The sequence below is a fragment of the Holdemania sp. 1001302B_160321_E10 genome, assembly GCF_015552275.1.
Taxonomy (GTDB): Bacteria; Bacillota_I; Bacilli_A; order Erysipelotrichales; family Erysipelotrichaceae; genus Holdemania.
The window spans coordinates 102,282-115,071 of record NZ_JADNEM010000012.1 but is presented as its reverse complement, the minus strand read 5'-3'; the positions used below and the strand labels follow the sequence as shown (position 1 = coordinate 115,071).

Genomic DNA, 12,790 nt, shown 5'->3' with positions numbered 1-12,790 from the left:
TTGAACACAAAGTCATTCGTACAGCGCAGCTTGTAGTTGGATGGAGCCTGAGGCTTGGAACGTTGCTTTTTCGCTTTCATTAAAGTCATAGGTTTTATCCCTCCCTTATACCTATTGCGCTTTTTTGCGAAAAGCCCCGCTATTTCTTCATTTTTCATCATTTTTTCACAGAATGATGACTCTTTCCAACACAAAAAAAAGCGAACAACAAGCTCTTTTGTCCGCTTATAACCTCAGATTTCTCCTTGTTCAAGTTTAGTCGGAAATCACTTCGACGTTTAACCGCACGCGTTTCCCCAGCCGCACCAGTTCCACGCCCGCCGCGTTGAGCATCTTTTTGGAAGCGATGACGTTATCTGCCGTCGCATATTTATCGTCTTCATAGACGATTTTCCGGATTCCGCTCTGGATGATCGCCTTGGCGCACTCATTGCAGGGAAACAGCGACACATACAGCGTACAGCCGTGCAGATTGCGCGTACTGTTGAGAATCGCGTTCAATTCGGCATGAACGACGAATGCGTACTTCGTTTCCAGCATACCGCCTTCCCGATCCCATGGAAATTCATCGTCGGAACAACCGATCGGCAGACCGTTATAACCGATTCCGACCACCTTGTGCTCCTGATCGACGATCACTGCGCCGACCTGGGTTGAAGGATCCTTCGACCGCATCGCCGACAGATGAGCCAGGCCCATGAAATACTCGTCCCAGCTTAAAACATGTTCTCGCTTCATCGCTCATTTCCTCCTAAAGTGACGAACCCACATAAGTTTCGACCATCTTCTTGCTTAAATGATCGCCGTAGAAGTCCAGATGCAGATCTTTCAGCATCTCCACCACCATCCGGTCCGTTCCCGGATAGATTGTATCCAGCTCGCGAGCCTGCGGCTGAACCGTCTTCAGGCCGAGGAACACAACGGCTACACACAGCGCCACCATCGTATTCTTACGCAGCTGCGCCCACGAATCATTGCGGGTCAGCACAACGCTGATCAACAAGCCGCCGACAAAGCCGCCGAAATGCGCGGCCAGCGAAACACCTGGCATCAGACTGATCATCAGGTTGATCATCAGGATCAAAAGGAACTGCGTCCGCAGCTGCGGCTGAAACAGAATCCGCGTCTGAATGCCGTACACCAGAAACGCCGCCAACAGACCGTACAGTCCGCCGCTGATGCCCATCGCCACAACGTTGCCGCTGCCTAAGAAGACAAATGCCGAGCCGAATAAAATCGAACCGAACAGAATGATCAGATAATTCCGCACGCCCATCAGCTTTTCACAAAGCATGCCCATGTTGTAAAGCGCCATCATGTTCATCAACAGATGCCACAGATCGACGTGGACGAACGCGCTCGTCAGCCAGCGCCAGTACTCGTGCGCACCGACGACAAACGCTTTATAGTAGCCGCCTAGCAAAATCGCGACGGAAACGCTCACTTCCCCTGAGCCGCCCAATTCCCTGAACATCCAGGAGAACACCACGCTTAACAAATAAATGACAAGGCAGATGCCCATCAGAATCATCGTCGCTTTCGGCGGTGCCAGCGGTGATTTTGTCTGCGGACTCTGCGCGCGCTGCCGCTGCAGCTCGGCCAGCTTCTGGGTGATCTTATTGTATTCCTGCTGCGGATCCTGGATCGGCTGAACCGCGTGGTCCAGCCCCGGGAAGACTGCCGTCAGCTGCGGATCAGATACCGTCTGCGGCGAAATCGTCACCAGATCGATTTGTTCCTCCTGATCCTGCACCGCTTCGTCGCTGATATGGATATCCAGCAAATCACAGTTGCGGCGGAATAAATTCCGGATCGACTGATGGATCTTCAAAATCCGCGTCTTATCGAAAAACACCGTGCTCAAACGGGTTTGCGACAGCCGGATGACCGGGTATTCCGGATGCTTGGGATTCCCCAGCCAGATCTCGTCCTGCGCCTCGCGCAGAGAGATAAACTGATATTGGCAGACGGATATAAAGTAATACGCCAGCTGCAGCAGCTGCACGTCTTTTTCAGTACAATTCATAGCCCGCTCCTCTCCTGGCGCAGCTGTGTTAACAGCGCTTCAAATTCCGGCGGCAGCGGCGCTTCAAACGTCATCCGCTCGCCGGTGGAAGGATGGGTAAACGACAGCTGGTAAGCATGGAGCATCTGGCCCTGCGTCGGCAGCGTCTTGCGCAGCGAATACTTCGGATCGCCGACGATCGGAAAGCCGATATACTGCATGTGCACGCGAATCTGATGCGTGCGCCCGGTTTCCAGACGGCAGCTGACCAGCGTGTAATTGTCAAACCGCTCCACAACCTTGAAATGCGTAATGGCCGGCCGGGAGTTTTTCTCCGTGACCGCCATTTTCTGACGATCCTTTTCATCCCGTCCGATCGGCGCGTCGATCGTTCCGTATTCGTGATTGATCACGCCGTGCACCAGCGCATAATATTGCCGGCCGGCGGTCTTTTCCGCCAGCTGCTGCGCCAGCGACTGATGCGCGTTGTCATTCTTGCAGGCGACGATCAGCCCGCTGGTATCCTTGTCGATCCGATGCACAATCCCCGGCCGCAGCACGCCGTTGATCCCCGAAAGATCATGGCAGTGCCAAAGCAGACCGTTGACCAGCGTATGATCCGGATTGCCTGGTCCCGGATGGACGACTAAGCCCTTCGGCTTGTTGATGACGATCACGTCGTGATCCTCATACACGACGTCCAGCGCCATTTCCTGCGGCTGCGCTTCCAGCGCTTCCTCATCCGGCAGCGTGACCTCGATCTCATCCCCGGCTTTCACTTTATAGCTGTTTTTGACCGGCAGGTCGTCAATCCGCACAGCTTCCTGGTCGATCAGCTGCTGAGCGCGGCTGCGCGAACAATCGTCCATCGCTGTGCTCAAGTATTTATCCAGGCGCACGCCCTGGTCTTGTTCCTCAACGATCAAAATGCGTGTTTCCATTAGTGTTTCTCTCCTTCCGGCTGGATCAGCGTGATCAGAATCAGCAATCCGACGCCGACGCACAGCGCCATGTCCGCCACATTAAAAATCGGAAAATCATATCCGAAGATAATAAAATCAAGGAAATCCCGAACATAGTGAAACGCCACGCGGTCGATCAGATTGCCCAGCGCGCCGCCGATCACCAGCACCGTCGCCATCCGCGTCCATGTCTCTTTCTTGTCCGTCTTCCATAAATACCAGGAGAAACCGACCACGGCTACGGCGGTGATGATGTAGAAAAACATCATCTTCCCCTCGAGCAGACTCCAGGCCGCGCCGGTATTCTGCGCGTAAGTAATATTGAAAAAACCACGGATGACAGGGATGCTCTGGCCGAGCGTCATCGTCGACTGCACCCAGAACTTCGTCAGCATATCCAGCGCCAGCACCCCTGCCAGCAAGACTATTTCTTTTACTTTCATAACTTCCACCATTTTCTATAACGCTAGTATTGTATCATACGCCGATATGTTTTTCAAAGCCTACACTTGCGCGCCTTTGTCGTGTTTTTTTTAATGGATTCATCGCTTTTTTTCAACTGTCCGCTCCCACAGCCGCACATGCACCCAATCGCCGGGTTGTTTGCCGATCTGAGCGCGGATGTCCTTGCGCACGCCGAGAATGTGTCCGGGCGTGCCCATCCGCACCAGACTGCCCGAGTACAGGACACCGTCAAACTCGGCTGAAACCGCGGCCCGGCCGCGGCCGAATTCAGTCCGCACATCCCAGGGAAACTCAATATACGCCCCATCCAGCCCTTCAACCTTCCGGATGACAGCGTCAAACTCATAAATTTTCGGATTCATTCAAAAACCTCCTGCTTCTTAGTCTGGTTCTCAATTACACAGATCAGCCAGAGGAAGCCGCAGAATCCAGAAAATCCGCAATGCAAGAAAACCGCTGGTCAGCGGTTTTCTTGATTTCACTTCATGTCAAAACAGGATGGAAGCCAGCCTAAGCGCAGCGCACGTTAAACTGAACCAGCCGGGCCCGTGCCCGTTCCAGATCACGGTTAACATCTTCCGGATCATGGGCGTCGCTGGCCGTTATGACACGGTTGCCTGCCTCGGCCAGAATTTCCAGCCAGGTATCGGACAAGCCAAGATCTGAATGCGCGTAGCGCCAATGACAGCCGGTATTGCATTCCAGCACGATCCCCCGCAGCTGCGCTTCCTCAGCGATCTCACGGATTCGCGCCGGATCCATCGTCACATCCCAGGCCGCCATTTTCACGGTATCCGGATGGCCGATCTGATCGAATAACCCGCTTTGCACAGACTGCAGCACACAATCCAGATAGCGGTCAACGATCACCTGATGCGCATATTTCTGCCACAGCAGCGGCTGGGAAAACGGCATGTCGTACAACAAACCGTCAATCGAATGAACGCTGCCCACCAGAAAATCCAGCGGCAATCCCCGGCAGATCTCCCGTAAGAACAACTCGCTTTCCGGCGTGTAGCAGACCTCCAGACCAAACCGAACCTCCAGCGGCCAGACGTGCTGCTTCATCTGCCGGACCAACTCCAGATATTCTGTTAAAGAATCTTTGAATTTTCCTTTTCCGCTCAGCCATTGCGCCTGCAGCGGATCAGCGTCGATTACGCTTTGATAGGCTGGACAGAATTCGCGGAAGCGATGGGTGTGATCCAGGATTTGCAGACAATCCAGCCCGGCTTTCTGCGCGGCCGCGACAAATTGTTCAACATACGCCACACTCAAAGGTCCGTGTTCCAAATGCACGTGCCCATCAATTCTTTGCATTCTGACCGCCTCCTGCCAAAGTTCTTAATATTCTTTCTTTTCTACGATTTTAACAGAGCAGGTCCAGGAAATCAACATGCTGCCAAGAAACGCCGCGGCAACTCCGCCGATCATCACCGGCATTGTGATCCAGTCCGTACTGAGATTCACCATTTCCAGCAACGCTGCCCCGCCGTAGCAGACTCCGAAGATCACGACGATCACCATCATCATCATCATTCGGCTTTTTTCCGCGCCGAATTTATAAATCATCGGGATTAAGACGAAGTCGATCACACACGCCGTCATTGAAATCAGAATTCCGGTGACAAATTGTTCGGCAAAACTGACTTCCGGCTGCATCGCAACTAAAAACAAGGACAACAACCCGTTAACCCCAATCGCCAGCACGCCCAGCAGAAGCAGAAACAGATATTTGGAAGCGACCAGCTTTTTGCGGCTGATCGGCAGCGTCGCGGCAAAGCTGTCCCAATGCGCCAGATCATCGTAGCTGAACGAGGAGATGACCAGCGACACGACGAGCAGCGAAATCATCGCGCCGATGACAGAAAAACCGTCGATCGCCATCATCGAAGCGATGAAGACAATCGCCATCAGCGAGAGCACACGGACAAATTCAGAGACGACAAAGACATCCTTTAACAATAAGCCTTTCATTATCGAACTTCTCCTTTCACCATACAAAGCATAATTTCTTCCAGCGACGCCGCTTCGACGTTCAGCTTCCCGAACGCCTGCCGGACTTCCTCACGGTTGCGGACCAACCCCTGACAGGTCAAACTCTGCGGCACAATCGCCAGCAGCGAATCGGAATCGATCTTTTCAATCTCTGAACGCGAACCCTTAACAATCCCATATTCGTCATGCAGGACGTCCTTCGGCAGCGAAAACTGCAGCCGGCCCTGATGGATAAACGTCACCGTATCGGCGATCTTCTCAATATCTGTCGTGATGTGGCTGGAAAACAGAATCGAATGCGTTTCATCCTGAATAAAGTCATAAAACAAATCGAGCATCTCGTCGCGGACGATCGGATCCAGACCGCTGGTCGGCTCGTCAAGGATCAGCAGGCGGGCGTTGTGCGAGAGCGCCGCGATGATCGACAGCTTCATTTTCATGCCGGTCGAGAACGTCTTGATCTTCTTATTCAGCGGCAGCCCGAAGCGTTCGCACAGCTGCAGAAACTTCGTTCTTTCCCACTCAGGATAAATGTTGGATAAAATCTGTTCAACGCGTTTGACCGTCAGCGGATCATGGAAGTGACAGCCGTCCAGTACGACGCCGATCTGACCGCGCTCCCGCTCGGTTAACTGTTCGAACGGTTTGCCAAAAATACGAACCTCGCCATCGTGGCGGATTAAGCCGAGAATCGACTTGATCGTCGTCGTCTTGCCCGCGCCGTTCTCGCCGATGAAGCCCATGACTTCGCCGGGGTTGAGCCGCAGACTGATCTTGTTCAATTCAAAACCGGAATATTGTTTATGCAGATGTTCTATTGATAAAATGGCGTCCATGATTACTCCTCCTTATACAGCAGGGTCAGAATCTCAATCATTTCATCCAGGGAAATCTCGCTTAAACGCGCCATGTTCACCGCAGTGAGCAGCTGCTGCTCGATCCGGCGGTAATTCTCCTCGCGAATCAGCTCCACGTTGCGCGCCGCCACATAGCTGCCCTTACCGCTTTGCGTCACGATGAAGCCTTCACGTTCAAGTTCTTCATAGGCTCGCTTGGTTGTAATCACGCTGATTCTTAACTCCTTGGCCAAGATTCGCATTGAAGGCAGGGCGTCCCCTTCCTTTAACGCGCCGTTAAGAATCAGATTTTTGATCTGGGCGGTAATTTGTTCATACAACGGCTTGTCGCTCGTGTTGCTGATAAAGATTTCCATGCCGTCACCCTTTCTCACTGTATATATACAGTATATACGCTATATTCATTCTGTCAATACAAAAACTGAAAAAAATAATACCGCCTCCCAGATCAGATCGGCAAACTTTGTCAAATCCCGGTTTTCATGCCCCAAGACAATCCGCCATATAGTTTATCCCGGCATATCCCACGCCGGCTTTTTGGCTTCTGATTCTTTTGCGGCAGTCGGATGAAGCGCGATTGAAAACAACGATGTTCCCGATAGGATTTTTTACCATAGAACCCGATCAGATAAGAAAATCACTTTCATAAAAAAACTGACGTGTCAGTCAGTTCTCAATCAGATTCCGGGTTTTCCATTTGCCCGAGTACCACCGCAGAAGAAACAAGATCGCACGCAGCACTTCGTCGATCATCATGGCCAGCCAGACGCCGACCACGCCCAGATTCATGCCGACCGCAAAGACAAACGAGAGCGTGACCGCGACGCCCCATTGCGAAGCGATGCCCAGCAGAATCGGAAACTGAATATCCCCTGCCGCCTGCAGCGCCCGCACCTGCGTCATGTTGACCGCCCGGCCGGCTTCCAGGAAAATCTCGATCAACATCACCTGTTTGCCTAAGCGCAGCACGGCCGGATCGTCAGTAAACAGCCCGAACAGCGAATCTGAGAAGATATAGAGCAGCGTTGACACGCCGACGCCGATGATCAGGGAATATATGATCGTGCGCATGACCTGCTTATGTGCGTCTTCCAGTTTCCGGCCGCCGATCAGGACGCCGACAAGGATCTGCGCCGCCTGCGACACCGCGCTGCCGTACATATACGAGACCATGGCGAACATGTTCGCATAGACGCGCGTATTGATGACCGCCGTACCGAAGCCGTTGACAATCTTAGTGATCACCATCTGCGACAGATTGTAGGATACGCTTTCCCCGCCGGAAGGAATCCCGATCGCCAGCAGCTTTTTCAGCTGGCCCCAGGGAAACGGGCTGAGGCTGCGCAGATGGACCTCAATCGTTGTGCGCAGATTAAACAGGACGATCAGCAAGCCCAGGCCGATCAGCCGGCTCACCGTGCTGGAGATCGCGACGCCCGCGATGCCCAGCGGCGGGATCGGTCCGACGCCCTGAATCAAAAGAAAGTTTCCAATGATGTTGAGCACGTTCATCACCGCCGACACCGCCATGGTCTGCTTCATCCAGCCCTGTGTGCGAAACATCGCGACATACGTCATAAACAGCGCCTGCAGCACCATGCCCAGACCGATGATTGTAATATAGATTGCACAGTCGGTCAGAATCTGCGCCGGCACATGCATCCAGGCAAAGATCGGACGGTTGAAGAACACCAGCGTGACGCTGATTCCCAACCCGAAAACAAAATTGACAAACAGCGCCAGAGAATAGGTTTCTCCAACCCGTTCGCGGTTGCCGCTGCCGAAATACTGGGTGACCAGAATCGTCATTGCCAGCGAGATCACGCTGAACGTAATGATCAGAACATTGACGATCTGATTGGCATTGCCGATCGCCGCGACGGCGTTCTGCGACACCTGGCTCATCATCATCTGGTCGACATTGCCGACTAACATCTGCAAAAGCAGCTCGATAAAGATCGGCCACGTATAATGAAATAACGACATTTTATGTGTTTGAACTTCCATAAATATACTCCCCCTGAAAGCGAACTTTTTCAGAATACGTCGCAAGAGCGAAGTTGTCAAGCAGAAATGAAAATGGAAGCGGTGTCAGTTTTCATCGCTTCCATGCTTCTTTCATTTCCTTTTTTCAAGTTTAGAACGCCGCGGTAAACAGCGCCTTTTCTTCCAGCTCATACGGCTGGTAGCGAGCCTGCGTCTTGTCGATCTGATGGTTTGACACTTCCGCTTCATAACCCGCTTCCAGAATCCGTTTCAGCTGCGCTTTCACCTGCGAGCTTTCCGCATTGCCCAGCGTCAGCTGCCGCAGCGCCAGCACCTCGTCCTGTCTTGAGATCAGCGCCAGCGTCACCGGCATTGTTGCCTGAGCCAGAATGGCGTCCGCGCTTTCGCTTTCCTGAATCACAAACGGCAGATCCGAGGTTTCCAGCACGTCGATGATGTTGATGGTAAAGAACACGACGGTATCCAGTGGCAGAAATGCCAGCTGACCGGGATTGCGGCGGAAAGCCTTGATTTCCTCATCCTGCCACACAGCGTCTTTGATCAAGATCAGCCACTGATCCTCCACAAAATCGATCATCACGCCTTCTTCAATATGGAACGGACAACGCGTTCCGACTTCCAGTTTCATGGTTTGACTTCCTCTCCTTTAACTGCGGCCGCGGTTAAGCAGCTGGTTCTCCAGGTCTTCGTTGAACTGTGCGGTATACAGCCGGGCATAATAGCCGTTCAACCGCATCAGTTCGCTATGCGTTCCCTGTTCTACTATCTTACCCTTTTTCATGACCAGAATCAAATCGGCGTTGACGATCGTCGAGAGCCGGTGCGCGATGATGAAGCTTGTCCGGCCTTTCATCAGGTGTTCGATGGCATACTGAATCACCTGTTCCGTTTCCGTGTCGATCGAAGCGGTCGCCTCGTCAAGCACGAAGATCCGCGGATCTGCCAGCACGGCGCGGGCAAATGAAATCAGCTGCTTCTGCCCCGTCGACAATCGTGAGCCGCCCTCGCCCACATCCGTGTTGTAGCCGTTTTCCAGACGCAGAATGAACTCGTGTGCATCGACCATTTTTGCCGCCGCTTCAATTTGTTCGTCGCTGGCATCCAGCCGGCCGTAGCGGATGTTCTCCTTTACCGTACCGGAGAACAGATGCGGCGCCTGCAGCACATAGCCGAGATGGGAGTGCAGCCAGCCCAGCGAGCGTTCGCGCACGTCTTTCCCGTCGATCAGCACCTGTCCGTTCACCGGCTGATAAAACCGGCATAACAGATTGACAACCGTACTCTTGCCGGAACCGGTTTCTCCGACCAGCGCAACGGTCTGGCCGGCTTTCACTTTCAGGTTAAAATCGGTCAGCACACGTTCACCCTCAAGATATTCAAAATCGACATGCCGGAACTCCACGTCACCGGCTAACGGTTCATAATTCTGCGGCTTCGGCTCCAGCTCCGTTCCGTATTTTTCAATGACTTCCGGAGTATCGACAATCTGCGGTTCGCTGTCCAAAAGTGACAGCACCCGCTCCGCGCTGGCCTGCGCCAGCTGCAGCTCGGCGATCAGCCGGGCAATCTGCCTCAGCGGCTCAAAGAACTGCGTGGCGTACTGCGTAAACATCATCAGCGTGCCGAACTGCAGCGTCTGCATCAGCACCTGATGGCCGCCCGACCACAGGATCGCCGCGGTCGAGATCGCCCCCAGCCCCATGACCACCGGCATAAACAGTGCGGACAACGTCGCCGCGCGCACGCTGGCCGCCTTCATCTCAAGCGTTTCTTCATTGAATTCTTTTAAGTTATCATCTTCGATGACCAGCGTCTTCGTTGTCTTGGCGCCGGTGATGCCTTCGTTGAACGCACTGGTAATCCGCGAGTTTATCCGCCGCACGCTGCGGTAATTCTTGAGAATCCGAACCTGAAACCACACGCTCAGCCAGGCCAGCACCGGCACGACCATCAGCACCAGCAATGCCAGCTTCCAGTTGACGATCAGCATGACGACGCTGACCCCCAGCATCACCGCTAAGCCCCAGATCAAATCCATCAGACTCCATGACAAAATTTCCGCCAGCCGGGCGATATCGCTGTTCATCCGCGCCATCAGCCAGCCGATCGGCGTCCGGTCAAAGTAGGAAAACGAGAGCGTCTGCAGCTTGGCGAATGCTTTCTGGCGCACATCGTAAGAGAACGCCATTTCAATTTTGCCCGCCTGCATGAAAAACAGATAGACGCTGAACGCCTGAAACAGCACACCCGCCATGTAAACTCCGGAAAACATCCACAGCGAGCTGTCCGGCTGACCGCCTGCGGCAAACGTGTCGATCGCGATTTTGTTAAGGATCGGAAACAGGACGTCGCAGCCGGCGACGGCGACCATCAGGATCAGCAGCCGCACCAACTCCCTGCGCAGCGGTCTCATCAGCACGAAGATCCGCTTCCACAGGCCGGCATCCAGCGATTCCGTATTGTATTGTTGTTCCTCAAAACGAATCTGACTCATGCTTCCTCCCCTCCTTCATTCATCCGGGCCGTCTGGATCTCGACGATCCGGCGATACAGCCCGTCTTGCTCAAGCAGCTGACCATGCGTTCCCGCCTGAGTGATCCGGCCTTGTTCCAGCACCAGGATCAAATCGGCATCCATCGCCGAAGCCACCCGCTGGGTGATGATCAGCGTCGTGGTCTGGCTTTGCACCTCTTTTAAAGCCGCGCGGATCTTCGCGTCGGTCTGGGTATCGACCGCTGACAGCGAATCGTCGAAGATCAAAATCGGCTGCGGCGACAGCACCGTGCGGGCGATCGCGATCCGCTGCTTCTGTCCGCCGGAAAGCGTGACGCCTTTCTCGCCGACTAACGTGTCGTAGCCGCGGTCAAACTCCGCGATGACTTCATGCACCGACGCAATCCGCGCCGCCTGTTCCACTTCCTCGCGATGCGCGCCGCGCCGGGCCAGGTGAATGTTATCGTAAATTGTTTTCGAAAACAGGAACGGTTCCTGCAGGACGATGCCGATGTTCTGACGCAGCCATGTCCGCTGGATGTCTGTAATATCATGTCCGTCAATCCGAATCTGACCGGACGTCGGATCGTACAGACGCATCAACAGATGAACCAAGGTACTTTTGCCTCCGCCGGTCGGCCCGATCAGCGCCACCGTCACGCCCTTCTCAATCGTAAAGGTCAGATCCTTCAGCACCGGCTGACTGTCGCCTTCATATTGAAACTGAACGTGATCGAACTCGATCCGGCCCTCAATCGGCGGCGTTTCCCCGCTGGCCACATCTTCCGGAGTTTCGTCAAGGATTTCCTGAAGACGTCCGATTGACACGCTCATTTTGCCCATATCGGCAAGAATCCGGCCGAGGTTGCGCACCGGCCACAGGATCATGCCTTCATACGAAATGAACACGAAGAAGCTGCCAACGCTCAGATCACCCCGAACCGCGGCAAAAATCCCGGCCAAAATGATCACGAAGATCTGCGTCAGGCAGATCAAGTCGCTTGTCCCCCAGTACGCGCCCAGATACTGAATCATTTTAAACGTCAGATCCCGGTAGCGGGCATTTTTCTGCTCAAACTTCCGGATTTCCTCCCGTTCGTTATTAAACGCCTTGACGACGCGGATGCCGGATAAATTCTCCTGCACCGCCGTACTCAGATCCCCCTCAGCCTCATCCGACGCTAAAAACGCCTTCTGCACGCGGGTAAAGAAGACATAGGCGTAGATCACTAACAGCGGCATCGAGATCACCGCCAGCCAGGCCAGCGGCCGGTAGATGGAAAACAGAATCAACAGCGCGGCCAGCGCCGTCGCAACGGAATAGACGACCTCTGAGATCTGTCCCGCCAGAAAGCGCCGGATCTGATCGACATCACTCGTGCACCGCTGCACCAGATCGCCAGTCTTAATCCGCACGTGGTAACTGAACGGCAACGACTGCAGATGCGCGTACAGCCGGTTGCGGACCTTGCGGCACACTTCCTCTGAAATCACCGCGTTCCAATACCCCCGCAAGAACACGCACACGCAGATCAGCGCATTAATCGCCAGAATCGCCGCGGCGCCGATCCACAAATTCCGCTGTAAATACGCCGCCCCGCCCAAATGATCCAACAGCCACGCCAGAACCGGATTGTTAGCCGGCTGGGCATGGATGACGTTGTCGATCATAAAACTGAACAACAGCGGTGAACACAGATTCAGAAACGCGTACACGCACACCAAAATGATCATCGCCGCCATCCGTTTCCGGTTGCCTTCTAAAAACTCCCAAATAAAATGAAACTTCCGCATGATTTCCCCTCCTTCCGGAATCCAAAATAAAAAGCACGCTCAGCAGTGCTTTTCATTTGTTTCTGATTCATTTTCATCCATCACTTCTGCCAGATACTCGACCGGCGTCACCTGCGTCATCAATTCGATGACGTCAAACGACAAACCGATCTCCACCAGCGTTTTCGCAACTTCCATCTGCGGTTTTTTCATACACTCTCACCTGTTCT

14 protein-coding genes are annotated in these 12,790 nt (G+C 53.8%); all 14 read right to left on the bottom strand.

Annotated features, from left to right (window positions below; translation table 11 throughout):
* Positions 1–255: 255 nt before the first annotated feature.
* On the bottom strand, positions 256–738 hold the full coding sequence (locus tag I2D94_RS09300; RefSeq protein WP_072684342.1) for a dCMP deaminase family protein: 483 nt from the start codon (positions 736–738) through the stop codon (positions 256–258).
* 13 nt (positions 739–751) lie between these two features.
* Entirely contained in the window at positions 752–2,026 is a 1,275-nt protein-coding gene (locus I2D94_RS09295) for a rhomboid family intramembrane serine protease (RefSeq protein WP_195396496.1), read from the bottom strand.
* Positions 2,023–2,946, bottom strand: a complete 924-nt coding sequence (locus I2D94_RS09290) for an RluA family pseudouridine synthase (RefSeq protein ID WP_195396494.1) — start codon at positions 2,944–2,946, stop codon at positions 2,023–2,025. Before I2D94_RS09290 ends, I2D94_RS09295 begins: the two co-directional genes overlap by 4 nt.
* On the bottom strand, positions 2,946–3,410 hold the full coding sequence (gene lspA / locus I2D94_RS09285; RefSeq protein WP_072684339.1) for a signal peptidase II: 465 nt from the start codon (positions 3,408–3,410) through the stop codon (positions 2,946–2,948). Before lspA ends, I2D94_RS09290 begins: the two co-directional genes overlap by 1 nt.
* A gap of 99 nt (positions 3,411–3,509) precedes the next feature.
* Complete coding sequence (locus tag I2D94_RS09280; RefSeq protein ID WP_195396492.1) at positions 3,510–3,794, bottom strand: DUF1905 domain-containing protein; 285 nt, start codon at positions 3,792–3,794, stop codon at positions 3,510–3,512.
* A gap of 148 nt (positions 3,795–3,942) precedes the next feature.
* A complete protein-coding gene (locus I2D94_RS09275) occupies positions 3,943–4,752 on the bottom strand; it encodes a PHP domain-containing protein (protein ID WP_195396490.1) in 810 nt (269 codons plus the stop codon).
* Positions 4,753–4,776: 24 nt separating this feature from the next.
* Positions 4,777–5,409, bottom strand: coding sequence for an ABC-2 transporter permease (locus I2D94_RS09270; RefSeq protein ID WP_195396489.1), 633 nt, complete (start codon positions 5,407–5,409; stop codon positions 4,777–4,779).
* Positions 5,409–6,266: an ABC transporter ATP-binding protein gene (locus I2D94_RS09265; RefSeq protein WP_072684335.1), complete on the bottom strand. Its 858-nt coding sequence runs from the start codon at positions 6,264–6,266 to the stop codon at positions 5,409–5,411. Before I2D94_RS09265 ends, I2D94_RS09270 begins: the two co-directional genes overlap by 1 nt.
* Before the next feature lie 2 nt (positions 6,267–6,268).
* A complete protein-coding gene (locus I2D94_RS09260; protein WP_072684334.1) occupies positions 6,269–6,643 on the bottom strand; it encodes a GntR family transcriptional regulator in 375 nt (124 codons plus the stop codon).
* Positions 6,644–6,953: 310 nt separating this feature from the next.
* A complete protein-coding gene (locus tag I2D94_RS09255; RefSeq protein ID WP_195396487.1) occupies positions 6,954–8,294 on the bottom strand; it encodes an MATE family efflux transporter in 1,341 nt (446 codons plus the stop codon).
* A 130-nt stretch (positions 8,295–8,424) separates the two neighbouring features.
* Positions 8,425–8,922, bottom strand: a complete 498-nt coding sequence (locus tag I2D94_RS09250) for a hypothetical protein (RefSeq protein ID WP_195396485.1) — start codon at positions 8,920–8,922, stop codon at positions 8,425–8,427.
* An 18-nt stretch (positions 8,923–8,940) separates the two neighbouring features.
* Positions 8,941–10,788, bottom strand: coding sequence for an ABC transporter ATP-binding protein (locus tag I2D94_RS09245; protein ID WP_195396483.1), 1,848 nt, complete (start codon positions 10,786–10,788; stop codon positions 8,941–8,943).
* Positions 10,785–12,581, bottom strand: a complete 1,797-nt coding sequence (locus I2D94_RS09240; protein ID WP_195396481.1) for an ABC transporter ATP-binding protein — start codon at positions 12,579–12,581, stop codon at positions 10,785–10,787. The genes I2D94_RS09245 and I2D94_RS09240 overlap by 4 nt, the downstream gene beginning before the upstream one ends.
* 39 nt (positions 12,582–12,620) lie before the next feature.
* A complete protein-coding gene (locus I2D94_RS09235) occupies positions 12,621–12,773 on the bottom strand; it encodes a hypothetical protein (RefSeq protein WP_006059159.1) in 153 nt (50 codons plus the stop codon).
* Positions 12,774–12,790: the final 17 nt, after the last annotated feature.

What these genes read in the sequence shown, in the direction of transcription:
- I2D94_RS09290 (WP_195396494.1), bottom strand. Translation starts at nt 2,946, where the DNA reads ATGGAAACACGCATTTTGATCGTTGAGGAACAAGACCAGGGCGTGCGC.
- I2D94_RS09255 (WP_195396487.1), bottom strand. Translation starts at nt 8,294, where the DNA reads ATGGAAGTTCAAACACATAAAATGTCGTTATTTCATTATACGTGGCCG.
- I2D94_RS09265 (WP_072684335.1), bottom strand. Translation starts at nt 6,266, where the DNA reads ATGGACGCCATTTTATCAATAGAACATCTGCATAAACAATATTCCGGT.
- I2D94_RS09275 (WP_195396490.1), bottom strand. Translation starts at nt 4,752, where the DNA reads ATGCAAAGAATTGATGGGCACGTGCATTTGGAACACGGACCTTTGAGT.
- I2D94_RS09260 (WP_072684334.1), bottom strand. Translation starts at nt 6,643, where the DNA reads ATGGAAATCTTTATCAGCAACACGAGCGACAAGCCGTTGTATGAACAA.
- I2D94_RS09250 (WP_195396485.1), bottom strand. Translation starts at nt 8,922, where the DNA reads ATGAAACTGGAAGTCGGAACGCGTTGTCCGTTCCATATTGAAGAAGGC.
- I2D94_RS09295 (WP_195396496.1), bottom strand. Translation starts at nt 2,026, where the DNA reads ATGAATTGTACTGAAAAAGACGTGCAGCTGCTGCAGCTGGCGTATTAC.
- I2D94_RS09235 (WP_006059159.1), bottom strand. Translation starts at nt 12,773, where the DNA reads ATGAAAAAACCGCAGATGGAAGTTGCGAAAACGCTGGTGGAGATCGGT.
- I2D94_RS09280 (WP_195396492.1), bottom strand. Translation starts at nt 3,794, where the DNA reads ATGAATCCGAAAATTTATGAGTTTGACGCTGTCATCCGGAAGGTTGAA.
- I2D94_RS09240 (WP_195396481.1), bottom strand. Translation starts at nt 12,581, where the DNA reads ATGCGGAAGTTTCATTTTATTTGGGAGTTTTTAGAAGGCAACCGGAAA.
- I2D94_RS09300 (WP_072684342.1), bottom strand. Translation starts at nt 738, where the DNA reads ATGAAGCGAGAACATGTTTTAAGCTGGGACGAGTATTTCATGGGCCTG.
- I2D94_RS09270 (WP_195396489.1), bottom strand. Translation starts at nt 5,409, where the DNA reads ATGAAAGGCTTATTGTTAAAGGATGTCTTTGTCGTCTCTGAATTTGTC.
- lspA (WP_072684339.1), bottom strand. Translation starts at nt 3,410, where the DNA reads ATGAAAGTAAAAGAAATAGTCTTGCTGGCAGGGGTGCTGGCGCTGGAT.
- I2D94_RS09245 (WP_195396483.1), bottom strand. Translation starts at nt 10,788, where the DNA reads ATGAGTCAGATTCGTTTTGAGGAACAACAATACAATACGGAATCGCTG.